26 protein-coding genes are annotated in these 24,770 nt (G+C 45.3%); 10 read left to right on the top strand and 16 right to left on the bottom strand.

Features of this window, described 5'->3' with window-relative positions:
* Positions 1 to 96 precede the first annotated feature (96 nt).
* Complete coding sequence (locus tag L3V45_RS03230; RefSeq protein WP_007408879.1) at positions 97 to 306, top strand: cold-shock protein; 210 nt, start codon at positions 97 to 99, stop codon at positions 304 to 306.
* Positions 307 to 404: 98 nt separating this feature from the next.
* Positions 405 to 563, top strand: coding sequence for a hypothetical protein (locus tag L3V45_RS03225; protein WP_003155794.1), 159 nt, complete (start codon positions 405 to 407; stop codon positions 561 to 563).
* A 30-nt stretch (positions 564 to 593) separates the two neighbouring features.
* Here L3V45_RS03225 and L3V45_RS03220 read toward each other — a convergent pair whose 3' ends face one another.
* Both L3V45_RS03220 and L3V45_RS03215 read right to left on the bottom strand, forming a co-directional pair.
* The gene (locus L3V45_RS03220; RefSeq protein WP_069013106.1) at positions 594 to 1,640 is read right to left on the bottom strand and encodes a TolB family protein; all 1,047 of its coding nucleotides are present in this window, start codon (positions 1,638 to 1,640) and stop codon (positions 594 to 596) included.
* 65 nt (positions 1,641 to 1,705) lie between these two features.
* Positions 1,706 to 2,074, bottom strand: coding sequence for a septal ring lytic transglycosylase RlpA family protein (locus L3V45_RS03215; RefSeq protein WP_003155798.1), 369 nt, complete (start codon positions 2,072 to 2,074; stop codon positions 1,706 to 1,708).
* 359 nt (positions 2,075 to 2,433) lie between these two features.
* On the opposite strand from L3V45_RS03215, the gene L3V45_RS03210 reads away from it, so the two are divergent.
* From L3V45_RS03210 to L3V45_RS03195, 4 genes are all read left to right on the top strand, one after another.
* Positions 2,434 to 3,474: a 2,3-butanediol dehydrogenase gene (locus L3V45_RS03210; RefSeq protein WP_003155800.1), complete on the top strand. Its 1,041-nt coding sequence runs from the start codon at positions 2,434 to 2,436 to the stop codon at positions 3,472 to 3,474.
* Between the two features lie 188 nt (positions 3,475 to 3,662).
* Positions 3,663 to 4,160 (top strand): RNA polymerase sigma factor SigV, encoded by a 498-nt coding sequence (locus L3V45_RS03205; RefSeq protein ID WP_003155802.1) that lies wholly within the window; start codon positions 3,663 to 3,665, stop codon positions 4,158 to 4,160.
* Positions 4,160 to 5,020: an anti-sigma-V factor RsiV gene (gene rsiV / locus L3V45_RS03200; protein ID WP_014304535.1), complete on the top strand. Its 861-nt coding sequence runs from the start codon at positions 4,160 to 4,162 to the stop codon at positions 5,018 to 5,020. Before L3V45_RS03205 ends, rsiV begins: the two co-directional genes overlap by 1 nt.
* Positions 5,021 to 5,291: 271 nt before the next feature.
* Entirely contained in the window at positions 5,292 to 7,223 is a 1,932-nt protein-coding gene (locus L3V45_RS03195; protein WP_044053009.1) for an acyltransferase family protein, read from the top strand.
* Between the two features lie 41 nt (positions 7,224 to 7,264).
* Here L3V45_RS03195 and L3V45_RS03190 read toward each other — a convergent pair whose 3' ends face one another.
* The 8 genes from L3V45_RS03190 to gutB all read right to left on the bottom strand — a co-directional run bounded on the left by L3V45_RS03190 (position 7,265) and on the right by gutB (position 15,059).
* Positions 7,265 to 8,269, bottom strand: a complete 1,005-nt coding sequence (locus L3V45_RS03190) for an SPFH domain-containing protein (protein ID WP_044053010.1) — start codon at positions 8,267 to 8,269, stop codon at positions 7,265 to 7,267.
* A 26-nt stretch (positions 8,270 to 8,295) separates the two neighbouring features.
* Complete coding sequence (locus L3V45_RS03185) at positions 8,296 to 9,057, bottom strand: TPM domain-containing protein (RefSeq protein ID WP_014304532.1); 762 nt, start codon at positions 9,055 to 9,057, stop codon at positions 8,296 to 8,298.
* Complete coding sequence (locus L3V45_RS03180; RefSeq protein WP_039062722.1) at positions 9,057 to 10,082, bottom strand: TFIIB-type zinc ribbon-containing protein; 1,026 nt, start codon at positions 10,080 to 10,082, stop codon at positions 9,057 to 9,059. Before L3V45_RS03180 ends, L3V45_RS03185 begins: the two co-directional genes overlap by 1 nt.
* A gap of 50 nt (positions 10,083 to 10,132) precedes the next feature.
* Entirely contained in the window at positions 10,133 to 10,819 is a 687-nt protein-coding gene (locus L3V45_RS03175) for a PspA/IM30 family protein (RefSeq protein WP_003155814.1), read from the bottom strand.
* Positions 10,820 to 10,933: 114 nt separating this feature from the next.
* Positions 10,934 to 11,251 carry a YjdJ family protein gene (locus L3V45_RS03170; RefSeq protein ID WP_003155816.1) on the bottom strand — a complete coding sequence of 106 codons (318 nt, stop codon included), beginning with the start codon at positions 11,249 to 11,251 and terminating at the stop codon, positions 10,934 to 10,936.
* A gap of 232 nt (positions 11,252 to 11,483) precedes the next feature.
* Entirely contained in the window at positions 11,484 to 12,446 is a 963-nt protein-coding gene (locus tag L3V45_RS03165; protein WP_044053012.1) for a carbohydrate kinase family protein, read from the bottom strand.
* 101 nt (positions 12,447 to 12,547) lie between these two features.
* Complete coding sequence (locus L3V45_RS03160) at positions 12,548 to 13,924, bottom strand: MFS transporter (protein ID WP_003155819.1); 1,377 nt, start codon at positions 13,922 to 13,924, stop codon at positions 12,548 to 12,550.
* A 73-nt stretch (positions 13,925 to 13,997) separates the two neighbouring features.
* Positions 13,998 to 15,059 (bottom strand): sorbitol dehydrogenase, encoded by a 1,062-nt coding sequence (gutB, locus tag L3V45_RS03155; protein ID WP_032857020.1) that lies wholly within the window; start codon positions 15,057 to 15,059, stop codon positions 13,998 to 14,000.
* Between the two features lie 200 nt (positions 15,060 to 15,259).
* Here gutB and L3V45_RS03150 point away from each other — a divergent pair, with 200 nt between their 5' ends.
* Both L3V45_RS03150 and L3V45_RS03145 read left to right on the top strand, forming a co-directional pair.
* Complete coding sequence (locus tag L3V45_RS03150; protein ID WP_236837249.1) at positions 15,260 to 17,761, top strand: NB-ARC domain-containing protein; 2,502 nt, start codon at positions 15,260 to 15,262, stop codon at positions 17,759 to 17,761.
* Positions 17,762 to 18,761: 1,000 nt separating this feature from the next.
* Positions 18,762 to 19,109, top strand: a complete 348-nt coding sequence (locus tag L3V45_RS03145) for a DUF4064 domain-containing protein (protein ID WP_014417068.1) — start codon at positions 18,762 to 18,764, stop codon at positions 19,107 to 19,109.
* 332 nt (positions 19,110 to 19,441) lie between these two features.
* Here L3V45_RS03145 and groL read toward each other — a convergent pair whose 3' ends face one another.
* Positions 19,442 to 21,076 carry a chaperonin GroEL gene (gene groL, locus L3V45_RS03140; protein WP_003155941.1) on the bottom strand — a complete coding sequence of 545 codons (1,635 nt, stop codon included), beginning with the start codon at positions 21,074 to 21,076 and terminating at the stop codon, positions 19,442 to 19,444.
* A gap of 41 nt (positions 21,077 to 21,117) precedes the next feature.
* The gene (gene groES, locus L3V45_RS03135; RefSeq protein WP_003155970.1) at positions 21,118 to 21,402 is read right to left on the bottom strand and encodes a co-chaperone GroES; all 285 of its coding nucleotides are present in this window, start codon (positions 21,400 to 21,402) and stop codon (positions 21,118 to 21,120) included.
* Between the two features lie 236 nt (positions 21,403 to 21,638).
* On the opposite strand from groES, the gene L3V45_RS03130 reads away from it, so the two are divergent.
* Together L3V45_RS03130 and L3V45_RS03125 are read left to right on the top strand one after the other, a co-directional pair.
* Positions 21,639 to 22,373 (top strand): CPBP family intramembrane glutamic endopeptidase, encoded by a 735-nt coding sequence (locus L3V45_RS03130; protein ID WP_003155972.1) that lies wholly within the window; start codon positions 21,639 to 21,641, stop codon positions 22,371 to 22,373.
* Positions 22,370 to 22,561: a YdiK family protein gene (locus L3V45_RS03125; RefSeq protein ID WP_003155975.1), complete on the top strand. Its 192-nt coding sequence runs from the start codon at positions 22,370 to 22,372 to the stop codon at positions 22,559 to 22,561. The genes L3V45_RS03130 and L3V45_RS03125 overlap by 4 nt, the downstream gene beginning before the upstream one ends.
* A 41-nt stretch (positions 22,562 to 22,602) precedes the next feature.
* Here L3V45_RS03125 and tatC read toward each other — a convergent pair whose 3' ends face one another.
* The 4 genes from tatC to moaC are packed head-to-tail and all read right to left on the bottom strand — an operon-like array spanning position 22,603 to position 24,713.
* Positions 22,603 to 23,361 (bottom strand): twin-arginine translocase subunit TatC, encoded by a 759-nt coding sequence (gene tatC, locus L3V45_RS03120; protein WP_088412311.1) that lies wholly within the window; start codon positions 23,359 to 23,361, stop codon positions 22,603 to 22,605.
* Positions 23,362 to 23,367: 6 nt separating this feature from the next.
* Positions 23,368 to 23,538 (bottom strand): twin-arginine translocase TatA/TatE family subunit, encoded by a 171-nt coding sequence (locus L3V45_RS03115; RefSeq protein ID WP_003155981.1) that lies wholly within the window; start codon positions 23,536 to 23,538, stop codon positions 23,368 to 23,370.
* An 18-nt stretch (positions 23,539 to 23,556) separates the two neighbouring features.
* The gene (locus tag L3V45_RS03110) at positions 23,557 to 24,204 is read right to left on the bottom strand and encodes a redox-sensing transcriptional repressor Rex (RefSeq protein WP_003155984.1); all 648 of its coding nucleotides are present in this window, start codon (positions 24,202 to 24,204) and stop codon (positions 23,557 to 23,559) included.
* Entirely contained in the window at positions 24,201 to 24,713 is a 513-nt protein-coding gene (moaC, locus tag L3V45_RS03105) for a cyclic pyranopterin monophosphate synthase MoaC (protein ID WP_003155986.1), read from the bottom strand. The genes L3V45_RS03110 and moaC overlap by 4 nt, the downstream gene beginning before the upstream one ends.
* Positions 24,714 to 24,770: the final 57 nt, after the last annotated feature.

The raw sequence follows: 24,770 nt of genomic DNA, 5'->3' as shown, positions 1-24,770 counted from the left end.
ATTGGAAATCTGGATAGAAAAAGGAATTAGGAGATTAGGGAAAAGTATGAGACAATGAAGGAGTGCACGAAAATTCATAAGGGAAGAAGTGACTTTATGTCTTACTACAACAAACGTAATCAGGAACCGCTGCCTAAAGAAGATGTCAGTACGTGGGAATGCACAAAAGAGGACTGTATCGGCTGGAGCAGAAAGAATTTTGCCGGCAGTGATACCCCGACTTGCCCCCTTTGCGGCAGTAAAATGATCGACGGCGTCCGTTCGTTGGTAAATCTCCAAAACAATAATCAAACGGCATCAAGTTAGACCTCCCTTTTACGAGTCTCAACATAGAGAAGGCCTCCATGTCTCATGAGAGGCCTTTGCGTTATCATGTCCTTTTATGATGCAAAGGAGCAATGAACATGAAAAACGATCGGCAGCAGAAAGATCTGAAGGAAATGGCAAAACGGCGGAAAATGAACCTTGCCGCACAGTCATTCATCGAAACGCTTCATTTTGCCGTTCCGATTCTCCGTTTTTTCAAATGGCTCGCCTCAGCCGCAGCCAGCTTTGTTCATTAAAAAACACCCAGCGGGCGCTGAGTGTTTTTTTCATGATTGGATGACGGAAAAACTATTGATAATGCCGTGGTCATTTTCCCAGACTTTTTCGCATTTTTTCGTATCCAAATGATAAGCATAAATGGTCCGGACCTTCGCATTCCGCCCCGTTTCATCCTTCAGTCGCTTAGCGCCTTTTGCTTCCGCCATGAAATAAATGATGCTGCCGTCTTTAGAAAACTGAGGCTGGGCATCAATCAGCGGAGCGAAATCCTTCCCGTTTGAGATAATCGTTTCATCTTTTTTCGTTTTGACATTCATCAGACGGATGGACGCTTTTTGTTCCGTCCCTTTTTGTGTATAAGATGTAAAGACAAGGTTCTTACCGTCCGGTGACACCGCCACGCCGCTGATAAACTGTTCAAGGTTTGTCAGGTCCTGAAGGTGTTCGCCCTCTCCTGCTGCAAATCGGATATTCGTCGGTTCAGGGTCAATCCCCTTCTCATTTGCCTCATCCGTTTTTTGATAATCCTCTTTTACGGAATAATGCAGAAGCGCAAAATCGTTTTGGCTGCGGTTATAAAAGAAGCTGCTTACACTGTCGTCTTTCTCATCGGCGGCAGGATACAGATTTTCATAACGTTTCGTTTTCAAATCAAAAGATGCGAGACGGAAAATGTCTTCATCCGCTTTTCCGAGACGGAAATAAATGTGCGTCAGATCCTTTGATAAAAACAGACTGTCAGCGCTTGCCGTTCCTTTATAAAGCACCGTCTTCTTCTTCGTCTTCAGCTCAAGCTTATACAGACGCATCTCATTTTGGTCATTATTCCCGACAAAATAGAGCACCTGATGGGCGTCATCCAGTGCAAACGCCGGATATGCCGAAAGCTTTTCCTCGTACAGCACGCGGTCGTCCTCGTAATATTTCGTCATCAGATCTTTGTCTGTAATGGAAACAAGCAGCTTGTCATGGCCGCCGGAGACAACGGCTTTTCCGCCGCCGTCGCTTTTTCCTTTAATCAGTAAAACGGACGCGATAACCGCCGCCGCCAAAACGGCGGCCAGCAACATCCAGATCCATCGTTTCTTCTTCATTATCAATCTCTCCGTCAATCAGAAAAAGCAAGAATCAGAGTCCTTGCTTTTTAAGATGGTCTATTTTAATAGCTGTAGTGTCCGGATACTCTTCCTTTGCTTAACGGATATCCGAGCGCTTTGAACGCTTTCGGGCTGACATCCAATACGGCATTCGGCAGACGGCCTACATCATTTTTGTATACTGTGATAACCTTTTTTGGTTTTGCTTTCGCATAAGCTCTGATTTTCGTTCCGTTTCTCGGAACGTCAAATCCTAATTTTGTCGCGCAATCCCAGTGTCCCAGTTTTTTACCGGAAGATCCTTTTTTACCGACTCCATTATACCATGTAATATTTCCGTTCACTTTTTTAGCACTTGCATCAGAAGAGAAACTGATCGCTCCCAGCGTGCTTCCTGCTAAAATCAATAAGGCTAAGAATAACTTCTTCAAGCTTTCGTCCTCCTGATTCTTTATTCTAGGCAAAATTATACACCAAGAAGACGATTATAATATTTCAATCACTTTACATGTTCATTACAACGTGACGAGACATGCACATAACGACGGCACAATTACCTGTTCTATATAATTCCATGGTAAATTATACTACAAAATTTAATTCATTAGCGTTATAATATTCATAGAGTATTTCTGCATTCAATATGGACTTTTTATAAGGCCTATTGATAGTTGCATAATATGATATATTTTGAGAAATCAGGCTTTAGGAAGCACTTTATTCCTTTTAACCGTGGTTCATATTGATCATGTACCTATACTCGTTTCAATCAGACTAGGAGTGATAATCAATGAAAGCGGCAAGATGGCACAATCAAAAAGACATTCGAATCGAAAACATTGATGAACCTAAAGCAGAACCGGGTAAAGTCAAAATTAAAGTCAAATGGTGCGGGATTTGCGGAAGCGACCTTCATGAATATTTGGGAGGCCCGATCTTTATTCCGGTCGGCGAACCTCATCCGTTAACTAACGAAATGGCGCCCGTCACGATGGGTCACGAATTCTCAGGAGAAGTCGTGGAAGTGGGCGAAGGCGTCAAAAATTACAGCGTCGGCGACCGTGTCGTCGTGGAACCGATTTTTGCCACACACGGACATCAGGGAGCCTATAACCTTGATGAACAAATGGGATTCTTAGGCTTAGCCGGAGGCGGCGGCGGATTTTCTGAATATGTATCCGTTGACGAAGAATTGCTGTTTAAGCTTCCTGAAGAGCTTTCTTACGAACAGGGCGCGCTTGTTGAGCCGTCAGCGGTAGCGCTTTACGCCGTCCGCCAAAGCAAATTAAAAGCGGGCGACAAGGCGGCAGTTTTTGGCTGCGGACCGATCGGGCTGCTTGTAATTGAAGCCCTGAAAGCGGCCGGCGCCACAGATATTTACGCGGTTGAACTTTCACCGGAACGTCAGGAAAAAGCGAAAGAACTCGGCGCTATCATCATTGATCCGTCAAAAACGGACGATGTCGTTGAAGAAATCGCTAAACGCACAAACGGCGGCGTTGATGTTTCTTATGAAGTAACAGGCGTTCCTGTCGTTCTCCGCCAGGCGATCCAGTCAACAAACATTGCCGGTGAAACGGTTATCGTCAGCATCTGGGAAAAAGGAGCGGAAATTCATCCGAACGATATCGTCATCAAAGAACGGACCGTAAAAGGGATTATCGGATACCGCGACATCTTCCCTTCCGTTCTTGCACTGATGAAAGAGGGCTACTTCTCAGCAGATAAGCTCGTCACGAAAAAAATCGTGCTCGACGATCTGATTGAAGAAGGCTTCGGCGCTTTAATCAAAGAGAAAAACCAAGTGAAAATCTTAGTCAAACCGAACTAAACCGTTCAGCTGAATATCAGACACATCCGAAAAAGAGCCGTTCCGGCTCTTTTTTTCATCTCATCGTCTTTCCTTCCTTTTCCTTTTAAAAATGATCCCCTCTGCGCAAACTATTTTTCACCCTGTCCCGTCTATCCTTAGGCAGCAGCCTATGATACGTATTTTTTAAAAAGGAGCCCTTTGAAGCAATGAAGAACGAAACAGCCAAAGCGTCGCTTGTGACGTGCATAACTGAGCGCAAGGAAGACTTTTACCGGCTTGCGTACAGTTACGTAAAGAACAAGGATGACGCGTTAGATATTGTTCAGGAATCAATTCAAAAAGCGCTGACATCGGTCGAATCCGTCAAAAACCCCGATGTGATCAAAAGCTGGTTTTATAAAATTTTAGTGCGCACGGCCATTGATTTTCTCCGCAAACAGAAAAAACTGAAAGTGATGGATGATGAAACGATCGAGTTTTTAAGCCGAGGAAAGGAAGATCACTACAAAGACACAGACCTTCACGAAGCGCTTGATGACCTGCCGCATCAATATAAAACCATTATCATTCTGCGTTTCTTTGAAGACCTGAAATTAGAAGAAATCGCGGACATCACGGGGGAAAACATCAACACCGTCAAAACACGCCTTTACAGGGGGCTGAAGCTCATGCGCATTCAGCTGACGAAGGAGGATCTTTCTTAATGGAAAAGAGATTAGAACAATTAAGAGAAGAGTATAAAAGTGTGCCCATTCCTAAGGAACTGGACAGCATTGTCGAAAAAGCCCTTCAGCAAAAACCGAAGAAAAAACGAATCGTGATGTGGCCGACATCCGCGGCAGTCGCTGCGGCCGTCTTATTTACCGCCGTTGTCAATATCAACCCGGATGCCGCACAAGCCATGTCTAAAATCCCCGTCATCGGCAAAGTCGTCCAAGCCATCACATTCACGGAGATGAAGGAAGAAAAGAACCAATCAAGCATTGATGTGAAAACGCCCGCTCTGTCCGGACTTTCCGATCATAAACTCGAAGACAGCATCAACCGGCATTATATGAAAGAAAGCAAAGAGCTGTATCAGGAATTTATGAAGGCGACCTCAAAAAGCAAAAAAGGCCACCTCAGTATTTACAGCGATTATGAAACCGTTACTGACACAGCGGATCTGATCTCAATCCGCCGTGATATCGAAAAAACGCAAGCTTCATCTTATACGCAAAGCCGTTACATCACGATTGATAAAAAGAATGAGGCCGTGCTTACGTTAAAGAGTTTATTTAAAGATGACCGTTATATTAAAGTCATCAGCGAAAATATTAAAGAACAAATGAAAAAACAGATGAAAGAAGATCCGAATAAAATATACTGGGTCGAAGAAGATGATATGACGGAGCCTTTTAAAGCCATCCGCGCCGACCAGAATTTTTATATTACAGATAAGCATAAACTTGTTATTTCATTTGATGAATACGAAGCGGCACCCGGATATATGGGCGTTACAGAGTTTACAATACCGACCTCCGTCATCTCCAAGCTGCTTGTCGGAGACCGCTACATCAGATAAAGAAAGAAAAAAATCCATGATATCCGCAGATCATGGATTTTTTCTTTCGTCCCGCAACAGCCAAGATGCATAAGGGACCCTTTTCATATAACAGACGCCGGACTGGGACTGAAAAGTTTAAGAAAATCACAGCATTTCATACATTTTTTCTGAAACAAAATCCCCTTCCGAATGCGTCTAATTAACGGAACAAATGGAAGACTGTACAGAAATCAGCTATAGCTATCCGCAAAACAGCGAGAATTTCCGCACACATTATTGGAGGAATACCATGTCAGACAAGTCACTGCATCACCGCTATATTCCCGGACTGGATGGACTTCGCGCCTTTGCCGTCCTCGCAGTTATCGCATATCATCTGAATTTTAACTGGGCCGACGGCGGTTTCATTGGTGTTGATATCTTTTTTGTTTTATCGGGGTATTTAATTACATCTATTATATTGCCTGCCCAGGGCAATAACATCACCCTTGATTTGCGTGATTTTTGGGTACGCCGGATCAGACGGCTTCTGCCGGCGGCTTATCTCATGATTATCACGACGGTCATTTGGGTCGTATTGTTTAACAGCGAGCTCCTGCATACCGTACGCGGAGATGCGGTCTCCTCACTTTTTTACATAAGCAATTGGTGGTTTATCTTTCATCAACTTTCTTATTTCGACAGCTTCGGCTCCCCTTCGCCATTAAAAAACCTTTGGTCGCTGGCGATTGAAGAACAGTTTTATATCATATGGCCCTTCCTGCTGCTTGCGGGAATGTACATATGTAAAACACGGGCCCGGCTTGCGGCGGCGGTCATGTTCCTCGCGTTATGTTCGGCAGTCGTAATGAGTATGATGTATGTGCCCGGCGGAGATCCGAGCCGCGTCTATTACGGGACGGATACCCGGTCATTTGAATTGCTGATCGGCTGCGCTTTAGCTTTAGTGTGGCCGATGAAACGATTATCTTCCAAACGGCTGCCGAGCAGCATGAAACACCTGCTTCACGGGACGGAGCTTGCCGCTTTTGCCGCGCTGCTGCTTTGCGTCTTTTACACGGATGAATATGAACCCTTCCTGTACAAGGGCGGCATGCTTTTGATCAGCATCACCGCAGCGGTTCTTGTCGCATGTTTATGCCATCCCAGCAGCTTTTTGGGACATGTTCTTTCATGGAAACCGCTTCGCTGGATCGGAACGAGATCATACGGAATCTACCTTTGGCATTACCCGGTTTTCGTACTGAGCACACCCGTGCAGGAAATCGGAAATCCGGTTTATTGGCACTGCGCCGTCAGAATCGGCGCCACTTTCATTCTCGCCGAGCTATCTTACCATTTCATTGAACAGCCGATCCGCACTGCGGGCTTCCGGCCATTTTTACGCCGCGTGTTTCTGAACCGCTTTCTGGAATGGAAGACGTCCTCTGTCATCAGCAGAATGTCGCTCGGTCTCATTCTTGCCGCCATTCTCGTATTTGCGGGCGGGCTGTCAGGGATAGCCGAAGAGAAAAAACAGCCGCAATGGACGTACGCGCAGAATGATCAGCAAGAAACAGCCGCCTCTTCGCACAAAACGGCCGATCACGATCAGCCTGCAAAAGAAGAAGACAGCAAGAAAAAACACGGCGGCGAAAAAACGGATACCGCGTCAGACAAAAACAAGAAAGAACCAGCAGACAAATCAGAAACGAAGAAAACCGACGAGAAAAAGGAACGGTCATCTCAAAAAACGGCTGATTCAAAACAAGCACAGCCTCAGCAAGACGTGCTGGCCATCGGTGACTCGGTGATGCTGGACATTGCGTCATACCTGCGGCAGTCCCTCCCTCATGTCACCATCGACGGAAAGGTAGGAAGACAAGTCTCTCAAGCACTCCAGCTCACTTCGGAATATGCGTCATTTAATCAGCCGAACAAAGCGGTCATCATCGAGTTAGGGACGAATGGCTATTTCACAAACAGCCAAATTGAATCACTGATCAGCTCCTTTTCAAAAGCCGATATCTATCTTGTCAACACGCGTGTACCGCGGCAGTGGGAAAGCAAAGTAAACGAATCATTGCGCCGGCAGGCCGAGTCACGCAAAAATGTGACCCTTGTCGATTGGCACGCAAAAGCATTGCAGCACCCTGAATACTTCACACCGGACGGCGTCCATCTCATACCTGAGGGATCAAAAGCGCTGACATCCCTTATCGTTCAAACAATGAAATCATGACAAAAAAAGAGGCCCAAACAAGGCCTCTTTTTCGTATATCGTCAGGCAAGCTTCTGTCCGCAATTCGGGCAAAAATTCGCGCCTTCCGTTTTCGTTCCGCAGTTCGGACAGAATTTCGGCTTAGCCGCTCCTTCCGATTCGTTTGCCGGTGCCGTCCCCTGATTCTGCTGACTTTGATTTTGCTGCGGCTGGTTCTGCTGATTTTGATTCATTTGGTTCATCATTTGATTTGCCACATTCATTCCCATCATCATGCCCGCCATGTCTGAGGCGGCGCCGCTTCCGCTCATTTTGCCGGATGACATGCCGTCCGTCATGGAAATCTGCTGATAGCGGTTCACATCCCCCACCATGCCGTAAGAAGCGTTTTTCGTAATCATATCCTGAACTTCCTGCGGATAGTTAAAGCTCATAATATTGAAGCCCGTAATCGACATGCCGTCTCCGATCAGCTGCATATCAAGATCTTCTTGAATCCCTTTTCCGATTTCAAATGAATTCGACTGCAGATTGAACATGTCTTTTCCTTCTCTGGTGATCCATTTCATCAAAAGCTGATCGAGAATAGACGTAATCCGGATTTTAATGTCCTCCACTAAATAGCTGTCTTTGACACCCGCAATCTTATCAATCAATCCGATGTAGTCAATGACCTTGAAGTTAAATGTGCCGTTTGCGCGGACCGGCATACCGCCCGGCATTCCTGCCGCCGGAATGTTGATGGCGTTTTTTGTGCCCCACTTCACGGTGAACTCCTTCGTATTCACAAACAGCACTTCCGCCCGCATGCCGCTGTTAAAGCCAAACTTAAACCCTTTTAGTGTCGATAGAAACGGAATGATTTCTGATTCGATATCATAATCGCCGTCATCACGGAAAATCCCTTCAATCTTCCCGTTGTATAAAAAGATGGCATCCTGTCCCGGCCGGATGATCAGACGGCTGCCTTTTTTAATTTCACGGTTGTTCCATTTATAGAAAACCATGTCGTCTCTGAATTCTTCCCATTCCACCACATTTGCTAACTGATTTCTGAAAAAACCCATGTATGCTCAAATCCTTTACATATAATTTAAAAACTTCCCTTGCTTCCGCTGTAACTCGTGCCGCCCCTCGTGACTCCGCCGTCATTGTCATTATCTTTATCTGGCTTTTTTTCTCTTGTAATGTCGGTTCGGATATATGTGTCGTGCTGGCTCAGCACTTCAGACGTATCGTGATCCATATACGTGCTGCCGGTGACGGTGACCTTGCCGCCGGAATTGTACACCATCACGGTGACGGCGATTCCGGCCGCGGCTGCAGCGATAATCAGCTGAAACCACCATGTGAGCAGCAGATTGTCAGACCTGTCGTCCGGGCTTTTCCCCATATCTTTATAAGCCATCTTGATGTAAGTCTGAAACGCCTTTTCATAATGGCCTGCGGAAATATCTGACGAGATCGTATTTCTGATCGTATTCAGCCGGCTGCTGTTCAAATACGTCTCCGCCTTTTTATATCCGGAGAGAAATACTTCCCGATCCTTCATATCAATAGTCAATATCGCCGTGCTTCCGCTAAAATGACTGTCATAAAAATCACCGGCATACTGTTCGATCTCCTTACCGCCCGTTCCGTTTGCGGTAAGAATGATAAAATCGGTATGGCGCTTTTCTCCCAGCTTCCCGGCCAATTCCTCAAGTTTCTTCGTTTCATCCTTCGTTAATAAATGAGCATTGTCATAAACATATTGCTTCTGTTCCGCGGCAGACGCCGATGTATGTAAAGAAAAAGACAGCATCAGAAAAAGGACGAAGCAGAAGAGACACGCTTTTTTTATCGATACTTTCATCAAAAACCGCCTCCTATCATAAGTGAGACGAGTCTTAATGCTAAAAACGCACCGGCGGTTATGCCGCCGAACCACGCGGCCACTTTTCCGGCACTGATCGGCGGTTTGCCGACAACCTTGCCCGTCTGCCCGTTCATCGCAAAAATGTGCTCAGCCCGCTCATAGTCGTAGCTGACCATCCAGACCGGAAGCAGTACGTAAAAGCTGCTGATTTTATCGGTCTGAATTTGCTCATCCGTAATGTCAGCCGTCGTATACCCGGAGAAGGTGGATCTGATATAAGAATCAATATAATGGCTGATTTTATCCTTCGCCCGCGGAAAGAGATCGTCATCGGTATAATTGTACTTTTCCGCTATATATCCCGCTAAATAGGCCGTATTAAACTCCTTCAGCTCACTGTAAGCGTAAGGCTCCAATTTGTCCATTAATTCATCATTCATTTTTTCTGAAGCGTCGACCGGAATTTTGAGATAATCAAGATTGATATCGCGGTACGCGTTGTAATACTCGGTCTCCGTCACCCGGTATTCTCCATCTTCATAGTGATGCACTCTCGTACAAACGGCATTGACCTGAACCTTGCTGTTTAAGTCAAACATCCAAAACGGCACGTACATGCCGGTTATGCTCTTCACCCGATCGGCAGTCATAAATCCTTTCGGTGTCAGACGGCCGTTTCGGCACCACTTTTTAAAAGCGCTCATGGCTTCTTCTTTACTGATCGTAAAAGGAATCACCATCGAAGGCGCGAGATTTCCCGATAATCGGTCGGCGAGAACAGCGGCTCCTCCGCAAAACCCGCACGTCGTGGCCGTCGTTTCCGCCTCAGTCATTAATACCGCGCCGCAGTTCTCACAGCGGTACTCGTTCGCCTCATTTTCGGAAAATCTCGTTGTTATATACTCTTTTGGCAGGCTTTCAATCTGATCCTGCCGCCCGCAGCTGTGACATGTCAGCATGCCGGATGAACTGTCAAAGACCATATCATCGCCGCAGTTCGGGCATTTATAAGAAATGATCATTCTGTTTCTCTCACTTTCTCTTTATATCGGACAAAGCTGCAGCCCGCTGTCTATTGATCTTTACTGAAAAGCATTTTCTGCTTAAGCGCCGCCAACTCATCGTCGACACTGCTTTGATTGCTGTCATATTTAGCCGTCAGCTCGTCAATATCGTCTTTCGGAGACGCGTTCAGCTCAGCCATCGCATTGGCGTGATCAAGCGCCCGGTTGACCTTGTCTTCCATTCTGCCGAAAGCTGTCAGCGATTGGCCCGCATTTGACACAGAGGACCCCAATTTGTTCATTCTCTCCTGCGTTTTTGCCACAGACCACTTCGCTTTGATGGCATTTCTTCGCGACTCAAGCTCTCCGATATCAGCGACAAGCTTGTCATGCATTTTGCGCATTTGAGACGCGTTGGAAGAAGCGAGCTGATAAGCCGCTTGCAGCTCAGTCAGTCTTGATTCAACAGCCGTTTTCCTTTCCAAAAATGTCCGCGCATCGGCTTCATTGCCGGCCTGCAACGCTTTCATCGCATAACTTTCCATCTTTTCGGCATCAGCCTGGCATTCTGTTAATGCTCTTTTCGCCCGCTGTTCCTCAGCCATGACAGAAGCCGTCTCCGCTTTCACTTTTCCTAAATCACTGTTCAGATTCCGTAAATATTGATCAACCATTTTTTCAGGGTTTTCAGCTTTATCCAGCAGCGCATTGATATTGCTTGACATAATGTCTTTAAATCTTCCTAAAATACTCATTTTTCATTTTCCTCCCAAAATTAAATAGTAACAAGTTCACAGTTATATATACTGTTTTTTTCGAAAAAGGTTTCATTTTCTCTTGAATTTATGTATTTTTATATGAAAATAGTCTCATTCAGCCCATTTGTGCCGGCGGAAATTCTTCACGAGCAGATACAGTGAGAACAAAGAATAAACAAACAGCCCGATCATCAACCCGCTCACTAACGGATAATGCTTCGCCGCATACACAAAGAAATCCAGCTGCGAAATCTGTTCCGGACTTGTAATCGTATCCGTCCCATTCAAAAGCTTTGAGAATTTAGCCGTATCATTCCAATCAAACGAGTCAGAAACAAGCTCACTCCCCTGATACCAATTGACAGCGGCGAGACAAAGAAAACAAAAAACAGAAAACGCGCATTGCACAATAAGAAAAACATGTTTCATAAAAAACATTCCTCCGCGGTTCAATATCACAGGCCGTCACACTGTACATGACGGCAGCAGCAGAAACTTGGTTTTACTCAGAACTGATAAAAACATTATTGTATGTACTTCACAGCGGTTCAATTTACTGGATGCCTTTCTAAAGTATACCGTATATCGAAAAGGGTTTCAGACCTAAATAAAGAGGATGCTTCCCGAAGTCCGATGACTTTCAAGAAACATCCTCCATACTTTACAGTGATACTTCAACCTCTTTTAAGCTCGGCAAAGCATCAATCGCACCGATTTTGGTGCACACGAGCGCCCCCGCCTTATTGGCAAATGAGACAATATCACGCAGCTTCGCAAAATCTTCGGCTGCCGTCTGAACCTCATCCGTGCGCGCCAGCTGATACAGCGCCGCGCCGACAAACGCATCGCCCGCTCCCGTTGAGTCTATTGATGTCACCGGAATGCTCGGAATGATGTCAATATCCTTCCCATTTGAAAGAAGGGTCCCGCTTTTCCCTAGTGTCACCGCCACAATACCGGCCCCAAGCTCATGAAGAACCGCAGCGCCTTCTTTATGATCCTTCGCACCGCTGATGATCTCAAGCTCTTCGTCACTGACTTTCACAAAATCACTTACGGCAATGGCTTTTTTTGCGGTGTTTATAAACTCTGAAACTCTTCCTTTCCATAAATCCTCACGGTAGTTAGGATCGAAGGAAATAAACTGTCCATTGTCTTTCGCAATCGACATCAGCCGTAAATAGGCCGAGCAAAACGGATCAGATAACAATGCCGTCGCTGATCCGAAATGAAGGATTTTCGCATCGTTTACCTTTTCCAGATCAATATCATCAAGCGTAAACAAAGCGTCCGCTCCTCTGTTAAACACAAAGTCGCGCTCCCCGTTTTGTTTTAATGAAACAAACGCAAGCGTTGTAGGCGCTTTCTCATCCATGACGAGCATAGACGTATCGACATGTACGGCGTCCAATGTCTGCTTCAGAAAGTACCCGAACGGATCTTTGCCTGTTTTTCCGCTGAAAGCCGCGTCTCCGCCCAGCTTAGCAATGGCTGCCGACACATTCGCCGGTGCGCCGCCGGCACTTTTTAAGAAATTGCGCCCTTCCGTCAAATCAACATCCACATCGGTACAAAAGAAATCAATTAACAATTCTCCAATACAAATAACAGATTGGCTTCCCACATTATCACACTCATTTATCAATTCTCGATTATAGTTTCAGTATAGTGCTTTCTGTCATAAATACAACCGTTTACATAGAATATTTTAAATTTTACGTATACTTATCTGGCAGCCCTTTGCTTCAGATCAGACATCATCTGCTGATATTTTTTTTCAGTTAAAGGATAAAAAGAAATAAGAATAATAGACAGCAGAATGAACAATCCCGGAATGAGCGCATTCATATTTTTAATCGCATTCAATGACGAGGCGGTCTGATCGGTATTCGCGGCATATCCGGCGATTCCGAGATAAACCGCCGAAAATGACCCCGCTAACGCAACTCCGAGCTTATTGATGAAACTCATGCTCGAAATCACCACGCCATCAGCCCGGACTCCGGTTTTCCATTCCGCATAATCGACACAATCGGCAACCATTCCCCAAGCAAGCGTATTTAAAGGCGTCGTGAAAAATCCCGAAACGAAAAGCCAAAAGAAAATAAGGGGAATCGAGGAATAAGATGTAAACTGAAGGCCCGCATAAGAAATCAGCGATAACGCCGCCGTGATGATCATGACCTGCTTCCGGCCCCGCTTCTTAGAAAAGAAAGGAATAAACAGATTGCTGATCAGCGCTGCGCCGAAAAACAGCACGGTTCCTAAAAACACAAATTCCTTATGGCTGACGTTATACGTAAAATAGTACACCATCGTGCTGAGCTTAATGTTAAACCCGATCGCAAAAGCTAAAAATGAAGAAACCAAAATGAGCAAAGGCTTGTTTCGGAACAAAACAGACAACGTCTTTTTCATTCCTTGTTTTTTTCTTTTTTCAGGCTGAATCCGTTCCCGCACGGTAAAGAAGCTGAACAGATTCAATGCGATGCTCACCGCCGCATAGATAAGCGCCGTCATCTGGAATCCGAACGCCTGATCTTTCCCGCCGATGGCGTCCGCAAGCGGTGTCGCACAGGAAATCGACAACAGAATTCCGATATAAACCAAAATCATCCGGGTCGTCGTCAGAACCGTCCGTTCCTCCACAGAATTCGTCATCCGACCCGTTAAGCTGTTGACCGGAATCGTCTGCATGCTGAAGGACATCCCAAGCAGAATATAAGTGATGTACGCATAAACCATGTTCCCTGTCTCGCCGAAATGAGGAGTCGTAAAGCATAAGAACGTAAATAACGCAAAAGGAAACGCCACCCACAAAAGATACGGCCTTGCCTTTCCCCATCTTGTATTCGTCTTGTCTAGAATCACGCCCATAATCGGGTCAAAAATAGCGTCCAGCACCCTTACGATAAGAAACAAAGCTGCGATGACCGCAGGCTTAATGCCGCCGACATCTGTATAGTAGAATAATAAGTATGCGTTTACAAACTGAAAGATAATATTGTACGACATATCGCCGAATCCGTAGCCGATCCGTTCCATCCAGGACAGGCCGCGATGTTTCGTCTTTACTGCCGCTGCTTTTTCTGTTTCAATCATCATTTCCCACCCCAAGAATCCGTTTTCATTTTTGATAAGCAAGAGGGAGAATGCAAAGATCCTCCCCGTTCACTCAGCGATTTGGATACACCATCACTTTTAAGCATTCATTTTTGTATTGAAAGGCGCGTTCCATCGCCTCTTGCGTCTTCTCCAGCGGATATTGGTCCGTTACAAGATGCTTCGTGTCCACTATGCCGGAAGCGAGAAATTCAATTCCCTTCGGATACGTATTCGCATAACGGAAGATTCCGTATATATCAATCTCGTTATCCGCAATAAACGGCACATTGAGCGGGATCTCGTTCTGAGAAGGCAAACCGACAATCGCCAGTTTTCCGCCCCGGCGCACGGAAGCCAGTGCGGCTTGCAATGCCGCCGGATTCCCCGCTGTTTCCCAGGCAGCATCAACGCCTCTGCCATTCGTGATCGTTTTGATTTCTTCACCGGCATCCTTTTCCCGGACATTGATGACATGCGTCGCGCCCATTTTTTTCGCGGCATCTAACCGCAGCGGCTCCAAGTCGGTCACAATGATTGTGCCTGCCCCGTATGCTTTCGCTGCCGCAACGGCCATCAGCCCCACAGGACCCATGCCCATGATCGCAACCGTGGAACCGGGCTGAAGCTTCGTTCTCGCGGCCGCATGAATGCCGACAGAAAACGGTTCGATCAAAGCCGCATCTTCATAGGAAAGTGAATCCGGAATCGAAAAAACAAAGTCCTGGCGCATTTTGATATATTGGACAAACGCGCCGTCAACCGGCGGTGTCGCCAAAAACTGTACATCCGGGCAAAGATTATAACGCCCTTCTTTGCACGCTTCACAGCGCCCGCATGTGACACCGGGTTCGACGGCGACCCGGTCTCCTATTTTAAATTGATCGACAGACGATCCGACGTCGGCAATTTCTCCCGCGCATTCATGACCGAGGATAAATGGTTTTTCCACTACATAATTGCCTATTCTGCCATTTGTATAGTAATGCAGATCAGATCCGCAAATTCCGACAGCCATCACCTTAATCAACACTTCATCATGATTGATGTCAGGCACGGGCAATGTTTCGATTTTGATTTCTCTCGTGCTGTGCATAACCGCCGCTTTCATGTTTTGAGGCACTGTGTGAGTCATTTGGCAAAATCCTTTCTCTGCTCTGAAATGTAAGTGTATACATTTTTGTTTTCTCTATTACTTCCCCTATTTTATCTGCTTTTCCATACGTTCAACAGCCTTTCCTGCTGTATAAAAGGACAGCCGCACTGTACTTTTTATTTTTTCATATACAAAAAACACTGAATTGATAAAATAGTACTAATAGGAGGTGCAGGCTAATGGCTGAACTAGAAAACCGGACACAATTTGCAGAACTGCTGGCACCTGCCGTCAAATCGCTGAAACTTCATCCTGATTATAAAGTCAGAAGGAAAAAGAACGAAAAAACAGGACAGTCTTATATCGATCAAATCGCACTCCGATTAGGCGTTTCCTCTAACACGATCAAAAGCTGGATCGGACAGATGGGCGCAAACTACATTCCCGGACGAATTGACGACGGAAAGCTGTTCGGGATGATCTGGATCATTCTCGAAAAGACTGACATGGATCCTGAATGGCTGACCGGCCTTCTGGAAACCACCACCATTCCCGTCATCAAACCCGCATTGCCCGTTTGGACGGCGTCTTGTCTAAAAAAAGCAAAAATACGCCGGAAAGACGGATCATTCGGAGCGCCGAGTGATGAAGATGTTGAAAAAGCAGTAAAGCGGCTGTTTCATGACAGACCAAGCTATGAAACGAATGCGCTTACAGAACAGCCCGTCACGCATAACTTACCGTCACGCCGGACCGGGAACTTTATCGGACGCGGCTTTGATATAGAGGCGATCCGGCAATGGATGCTGTCTCCGTCACCGGTCTGTTTAATCACAGGCTGGGCCGGCATGGGAAAAACAACAATCGCTCTTGAAGCAGCCTACCTTTGTGCCGGCGGTTCACCAGATTGGCCTGCATTCAACAGCATCATTTGGATCAGCGCTGACTGGAAAGGATTGAGCTTCAGCGATTTTTTAAACACGATCGCCTATCAGCTCGGACGCGCAGAACAAATCGACAAATCCATCAACGAAAAACGGTTCGTCGTCCGTAATGCATTAGCCGCTCATTCAAACGAAAAACCGATATTGCTGATCGTTGACAGCATCGATACAGCGGAACGTGACATTCACGAATTTATCATCGGTCTTCCGGAAGGCGTAAAAGTCCTCCTTACGGCACGGGAAAACGTAAAACACACATACCGGGACGGCCTCGGGGAACTGGCGGCCATCCAGCTGAGCGGCCTTGAACAAACGGATGCCCTTGAATTTTTCCATCAAGAAGTGCACCGCTGTCTGCAAACATGCAACCTCCCGCAAAAACGGGAAAAGCTTGAGCTGCTGCTGCGGCTATCGCCTGACCTTAAGAATGAATTCATCTCGGCAGCCGCCGGCAACCCGAAGGCCATGGCACTGAGCATTGCATACATGTCAGACGACGACATCCCCGCTCCCCAGCTCATACAAGAGCTTAAACAAGCGGGTTACTCATTATTGGAATTGTTTGAAGTTCTCTTTGGCCGCACATGGGACAGATGTCATGAAGACACACGGAAACTATGGCAGACGCTTTGCTTTTTCGCTAAGCCCCCTGATGAAAAAAGCTTGGCTCAAGCGGCCGGATTAGACGTCCGGCGGTTTCATTACGCGATTGAGCAAATGAGGTCATATGCTTTAATACAGCCAGAACGAAGCGAAGGAAGAATTCAATATGCAGCCCATCAAACCGTTGTCGCTTACGGAGAACAGCACTTATCCGAAAATCACGAATTTGCAAAAGAAGCCCGCAGCCGCTGGGCGCATTATTATATTGATTATGCGGAAACCCATATAAAGCGGGAACAGCCCAATTCTGTCTATTGGAGCTATCTGCTGGGACGGAATTTAGAGCAAATGAAAAAGGAATGGCCGAACATCCTAAAGGTCATCGAATGGTCGAGTGAAACCGGACAACATGACATCCTGATCAAACTCATCATCCGCATCAGCCATTTTCTAAGCAGAATCAACCTGCCCCTGCGAATCGAATACGGATTAAAAGCAGCCGATGCCGCCCGTCAATCAGGCGAACACACGCGGGAAGCCTACTTCAGGATCGACACGGCAGGCTGGGCGCTGATGGAAGTCAACGATTCAGACGGAGCCCTCAGGCAAATAGAAGCCGGCCTGAAGATACTCGAACAATCAGGCGCGCCGGATCACGACGACTTGAAAGTATGGGGAATCGCCCTGCAATCGAGGGTGCTGTTAAAAACCGGAGAACCGGACAAAGCGGCAGCAATGCTGGACGGCATCAAAGATCAGCCCGTCTCCCCCATTATCCGGCACAGGGTTCTACTGGTCCGCGGCGACCTGAGTTTCGCCCGCTCTCACTACGAAGAAGCCATCACATTATACGAAGCGGCAAACACAACCAGCGCCGCATACGGCGGCGAAAAAACAATAGAAGCCTATTTCAACCTGGGCATGGCTTACGTCAAGTGTGATCAACTCGAAAAAGCGGAAAAAGCCTTTGAACAAATGCTCTATGACAAACATAACGCCAATCAAGTTGAGTTGATCTACTATTATTACGGAATGGCACAGCTCTTGTATCGTAAAGGAGAAAATAAGAAAGCGATGGAATCGAATCAGAAGGCGATTCGTCTGATTGATTCGTGGGAGCCTGGGATTGGGATTCGGGGTGAGGTGGAGCAGCTGAGAATGGTGCTTGAAGGAAATGAGGAAATCACATTGTAGTTAGGAAAGTGTGAGGTCAATCTTAGACAAACGATCTCATACCTTCTCTATTTATAAATAAATCAGGCCTGATCAGTTGAGTAAACTGATAAGGTCTTTTTTGCTAGAATGCATGAGCAATTTAGATGGAAATCAAATATCCAACCCTTGATATAACAAAGGTTTTTGCTGTTTATTTGCATTATTCCTCCTAACATCATAAAAAATTAGTTTTTAATAAATATTTGAATCAATGTTTAACAATCTGTCAAAATGATAAAACCAGACTAAGGCTACACTAGAACTTAAAGGATATTAAACTGTATGTGCCCTTTAATGTTTAAAGCTAGCAGTAAGTTGAATGATTTCCAACTATGATATTTCAAGTGATATTTTATAGCTTATTCTCTTCCGCTAAGAATTTTTTAGAAAAAGTGGTAATATCCCCTTGAAATTTAATTGATTATAGCCGATTATATATAGGTATTATATAAACTGGGGGTTTTAGGTGAAGAAGTGACTCTTTTTATTCATGTCTTTAGCACTATAATTAGTTTTTAGCGCCTTGTAGTAGCTTGACAAATGATGTCTCACAGGGATAGTGATTCAAAAAATAAAAAAGCTTGAGAGACTAAAGATGACTGTTCTAAAAAAGTAGATGCCAGCAAACAATATGCTGAAGCACTGGGCATGAGTTAATCTGGGCGATATAAAGATCATAAGAGACAAGATAAACGTCGGAATAAACATCAAAAATACAACTGACAAAACCTGACCTTTTATCCTGACCAAGGAAATGCCGTTATTGGCAATTAGCTGCAAACATGTTCTTAACTGATGGAGAAGTCCAAGGCGGAATAAAACAAAAAGGCGTATTTGAATTCTCTGCTCCAGATGAAAAAAATGATGTTGATAGAGTCAAAAGAAATTAAATTGAACCTTGGAAATGTTGTCACATAGACTTCATGAAAAATAAAGCTGTATCAATTACAGTACCAGTTAAGTAAGGGAGAGTGTAACAATGAAAAGAACAACTGAATTTGTTTTAGGATTATTGGGTGGAATTTTTGGTTTTATTGGGGCGATCATGGCATTGATTATTGGTGGACTTGATGCCTCTTTTAATTCAAGCGGTACAAGCGAAATCATTGGTTTAGGCTGGGGAGCTGTTGTCCTATCAATTTTGGGTATTGTCGCTTCAGTAGTAGTTAAGAAAAAACCTAAAGTCGGAGGAGTATTGCTTCTTATCTCAGGAATTGGCGGAGTAATTTGTATATCAATGTTCTATTTACTGCCTGCTGTTCTTCTTATTATTCCAGGTATCATGGGACTTGTCAGAAAAGATAAAACGACAACAACAGCAGCTTAAAGAAAGGCCCTTAGCAGGGCCTTTCTTTTTTGGCTAATAAAAAACAAAAGTTCTCGATATATTAATTTTATACATATTTTTAAAATTCCACCATTGTCAAGTTTATATAAGCAAATTGCAGATTTACTTGCCGTAATGTAAGAGCATAACAATACTAAAAGTTTATCCTTCAAAATGAAAGAGGATGCTTCGCAAAAGTCCATTAGACTTTCGGAAACATCCTCAATTTCGGGATTTCATAAAGAAATGTTATTTTTTTGTTATTTTTTCGGCTAATTGGGGTGATGAAAAACGGTCAAACCCTTGGTATATCAAGGGTTTTCGCCGTTTAATTACATCATGCCGCCCATTCCGCCCATGCCGCCCATGTCAGGCATTCCTGCGCCGCCGGCGTTTTCTTCCGGTTTGTCAGCGACAACGGCTTCAGTTGTTAAGAGCATTGCTGCTACAGAAGCTGCGTTTTGCAGGGCTGAACGTGTAACTTTTGTCGGGTCAACGATACCTTTTTCGATCATGTTTACCCATTCGCCGGTTGCAGCGTTGAAGCCTACGCCGATTTTTTCGTTTTTCAGGCGCTCAACGATGACAGATCCTTCAAGGCCTGCATTGTGTGCGATTTGACGGATCGGCTCTTCAAGCGCGCGAAGCACGATGTTGATACCTGTTTGCGCATCGCCTTCAGCTTCCACTGCAGCGACTTTGTTGTATACATTGACAAGCGCTGTACCACCGCCGGATACGATACCTTCTTCAACAGCTGCGCGAGTTGAGTTGAGGGCGTCTTCGATGCGAAGTTTACGCTCTTTCAGCTCAGTTTCAGTCGCAGCGCCGACTTTGATGACAGCTACGCCGCCGGCAAGTTTCGCAAGACGCTCTTGTAATTTTTCTCTGTCGAATTCAGAAGTTGTTTCTTCCACTTGAGCGCGGATTTGGTTGACGCGAGCAGCGATTTTTTCAGTGTCGCCGGCGCCTTCTACGATTGTTGTGTTTTCTTTCGTTACCACAACTTTAGAAGCGCGTCCCAATTGTCCGATTTCAGTAGATTTCAGGTCAAGGCCTAAGTCTTCTGTGATTACTTCTCCGCCTGTAAGAACAGAGATGTCTTCAAGCATTGCTTTACGGCGGTCACCGAAGCCAGGAGCTTTAACGGCAACAGCGTTGAATGTGCCGCGAAGTTTGTTGACAACGAGTGTAGCAAGAGCTTCACCTTCAACATCTTCAGCGATCAGAAGCAATGGTTTGCCTTGCTGTACAACTTGCTCAAGCACAGGAAGGATTTCTTGAATGTTTGTGATTTTTTTGTCTGTGATTAAGATGTAAGGATTGTCAAGAACCGCTTCCATCTTATCAGAGTCAGTCACCATGTAAGGAGACGCATATCCGCGGTCGAATTGCATACCTTCCACAACTTCAAGCTCAGTTGTGAAGCCTTTAGACTCTTCGATTGTGATGACGCCGTCGTTTCCTACGCGCTCCATTGCTTCAGCGATAAGGCTTCCGACTTCCTCATCAGCAGCAGAGATCGCAGCAACCTGAGCGATAGACTCTTTGCCTTCGATCGGCTTAGAAATTTCTTTTAAGTTTTCGATTGCCACGGTTACGGCTTGTTCCATACCTTTACGTACGCCGACAGGGTTAGCTCCCGCAGTTACGTTTTTCAGGCCTTCGCGGATCATAGCCTGCGCAAGTACAGTCGCAGTCGTCGTACCGTCACCGGCAACGTCGTTTGTTTTGCTGGCTACTTCAGCTACAAGCTTCGCACCCATGTTTTCAAACGCGTCTTCAAGTTCAATTTCTTTTGCGATTGTCACACCGTCATTTGTAATTAACGGAGAACCGAATTTTTTCTCCAGAACCACGTTGCGTCCTTTTGGCCCTAAAGTTACTTTTACAGCGTCAGCAAGCGCATCGACACCGCGAAGCATAGCGCGGCGTGCTTCTTCACTAAACTTAATATCTTTTGCCATGTTAACGAAACCTCCTCGAATTTTTAAAAATATTTATTTGCTTAGCCGATTACAGCTAAAATGTCGCTTTCACGTAAGATTAAGTATTCAGTACCTTCGTATTTCACTTCAGTACCGGCGTATTTTGAGAAGATAATGCGGTCGCCCTCTTTTACTTCTAAAGCAACGCGCTCTCCGCTTTCCAACACGCGACCTGAACCGGCTGCCACGATTTTGCCTTCTTGCGGCTTTTCTTTTGCAGAATCCGGTAATACGATTCCGCTGGCAGTTTTTTCTTCAGATTCTACGAGTTCAATGACAACGCGATCACCTAATGGCTTTAACAATGTAATAACCTCCTCAATAGTATGAATATGTAATTTTAGCACTCAGCTCTAAAGAGTGCTAACACAGTTATTATAATAAAGAATCTCACTTCCAATTTCAAGTCATAAGAATAAAAAATTTTCACGCTTACATGATTCTCTCTCGCACTGATTTTCTCCTTTTTTCACGTCAAGTTCACTTGTGTTACAATAAGAACAAATAAGTTGATTTTATAGGATAAAGGAGTACATATCATTTGAGAAAACAGTATTGGTATATCATTTTGACATATGTTATCATGCAGCTTTCCGCATTGATCGGCATTCCTTTAATGTACAAATTCGGCTATGCGGGCGGGCACCCTACGAATGCGAATCTCACCATGGCTCAGGGGATTTATTCCGTCGTAAGCTTTTTTATCTGCCTGATTATCGTTCTCTTGATTTTGAGAACCGCGCCGAAACAGACATTAAGAAACGGGAAGAAAGCATCCGCCGGCATGTCCGTTCTCTGGGCGGTCGCGGGAATATGGCTCGCTTTATTTTCTCAGGGAATCGCCGGGATGATTGAGCAGTATGTCTTTCATGTGGGCAGCGGTTCCGAAAACACGAAAGCCATTCTTAACATTATTAAAGCCATGCCGCTCATGATTATCGTTTCTTCTATCGTCGGGCCGATTCTTGAAGAAATCATTTTCCGGAAGATCATCTTCGGTGTATTATATGAAAAAACGAATTTCTTTATCGCCGGACTGATCAGTTCCGTCATTTTCGGCATTGTGCATCAAGACCTCACGCACCTGCTGCTGTATACGGCCATGGGCTTTACCTTTGCGTTCTTGTATGTGCAGACGAAACGGATTATTGTGCCGATATTCGCCCATGTCATGATGAATACCATTGTCGTGGTCATGCAGCTCGGCCCCGCCCAAAAATATATTGAACAGCATAGTGAGCAAATGCAATTAATTATTGGAGGATTGTTTGTATGAGGAACCCAATGACTTGGGGCTTGATTTATTTCGCAGTCGGCTGTATCTTTACGTATTTGGCCGCAAGCTCTCCGGGAAGCATGTGGTCTTTTTATTCCATACTGCTGATGGTTTTCGCCGCTTATAATATCAGCATCTCGTTTAAAATGTTCGCCTTCTCATTTAAAGTGAAGAAAAACCAAAAATAATAAAAGAAAAGCCATTTCTCATCATTGAGAAATGGCTTTTTTTATGCTGATACGTCCTGGTCAGATTCACTGCCGATCTGCCTTTTCCGATACGCCGCTTTTGAAATCAGGATACTGATCTCGTATAAAATGCAAAGCGGAATGGTAATCATCAAGTGAGACAGCAGCTCAGGCGGCGCAATCATCGCGGCGATCACGAGCAGCACAAAATATGCGTACTTCCTGATCTTCGATAAAAACATCGGCGTGATAACACCGAGTCTCGTTAAAAACATGATCAGCACCGGCATCTGAAACAGCAGCCCGAACGGAATCGTCAGCTGCAGCAGAAAATGAAAGTACTCGGTGATCCCGATCACCTGGTTGACATCCAGGTCATTCGAGACCCGCTTCATAAAATCAACGACCAGCGGAAATAAAATATAATAAGAAAACGACACACCGCCGACAAACAGCACGATCGAAATCGGAATATAGCTGAGTGTTACTTTGCGCTCCTTCTCATACAGACCCGGACTGACAAACGCCCAAATCTGATAGAGAATAATCGGCGAAGTCAAAATGATGCCGATGATAAACGCGAACTGCAAAAAGATAAACAGCGGATCCGTCAGGTTAAAAGCATTAAGGGTGAGCTCTTTTACTTCATCGGCTTTTTGAAGATACACAATGATAGGTTTTGCCAGAAAAAAGCCGGCAATAAAGAAAACCGTAAAGGATAACGCCACAATCAGCAATCGTTTCCGAAGTTCGGCAATATGCTCCACAAGCGTCATTTGATTCACTCTCATACGCGTCATCCTATCTTACTGTTCTTCTTTCTTTTTTTCCTCTTCTTCACCGGCTAATCCCTTAGTAGCGTTCTTAAATTCACGAAGCGTGTCCCCCGCCGCTTTTCCTAATTCGGGAAGCTTCTTCGGACCGAAAATAATCACCGCCACCACACCGATAACCGCCAGGCTTCCAGGACCGATCATGTGCAGCTCCTCCTTTCGCTATTCAATTTCTTCCAAAACAGAATAATGCTTTAAGAAATAAACCAATGATTGAAGCTCTACTGCTAAATCTATATGATGAATTCGAATGTGATCCGGCACATTCAAACGGGCCGGCGTAAAGTTAAGGATTCCCTTGATTCCGAGCGACACGAGCCGGTCGGTGATTGACTGGGCGGCAACCGCCGGAACGGTAAGAATCGCCACGGGTTCATCCTTTATGTGAAGCTCTAAATCATTAAGATCAAAGACAGGCACACCGCCTACCTCAGTTCCTATTTTACTCTGATTCACATCAAAAGCCATAGATATTTTTGTGTTATTATTTTTTGTGAAATTATAGTGAAGAAACGCCGTCCCTAAATTTCCGACACCGATCAAAATGACGTTCGTCGTTTCATCCTGATCCAGTGTTTTTCTGAAAAATGACAGCAGGTAATCCACATTATAGCCGTATCCTTTTTTGCCGAGCGCCCCGAAATAGGAAAAATCCCGGCGGATCGTGGCCGAATCGACTTTTACCGCATCGCTCAGTTCAGCCGATGAAACGCGCTGCTTTCCTGACGCGTGTAAATTCTTTAAAAAGCGATAATAAAGCGGCAGCCGTTTTGCCGTCGCCTGTGGAATTTTTGATTGATCCTTGTTCATGATTGGTCCTCCACTTTATACTCAGATGCATCTCTTTTAAAATCACCGTTTTTGCCTCCTGTTTTTTCCATGAGGCAGGTCGGGCCGATGACCATACCTTTATCCAGCGCCTTGCACATGTCATACACGGTCAAAGCGCAGACTGAAGCGGAAGTTAGCGCTTCCATTTCCACACCTGTACTCCCTTTCGTTTTTACGCTTGCCTGTATATGAAGAACGGCTTCGGAATCCTTTTCCTCCCAGCCGAATGAAATGTCGACGCTGCTTAAAGAAAGCGGGTGGCACATCGGGATAATCGCTGACGTCTGCTTTGCGGCCATAATTCCTGCCACCTGTGCGACAGCCAGCACGTCTCCTTTTCCGATCTCGCGGTTTTTGATTCTGCTGTACACGTCATGCTTCATGTGTACGCTGGATATCGCAGCGGCAGTACGGACTGTTGAAGATTTATCGCTTATATCCACCATGCGGGCACGGCCTTCTTCATTAAAATGAGAAAATCCATTCATATTTAAACTCTCCTTACTTCTGATCATACACTATTTTCTCCCTGATGTCTTATCCTA

This window comes from Bacillus sp. R45, from assembly GCF_021729365.1.
In the GTDB taxonomy this organism is placed as follows: domain Bacteria; phylum Bacillota; class Bacilli; order Bacillales; family Bacillaceae; genus Bacillus; species Bacillus velezensis.
The sequence above is the reverse complement of the archived record's forward strand: the minus strand, read 5'-3'. Positions and strand labels throughout refer to the sequence as shown.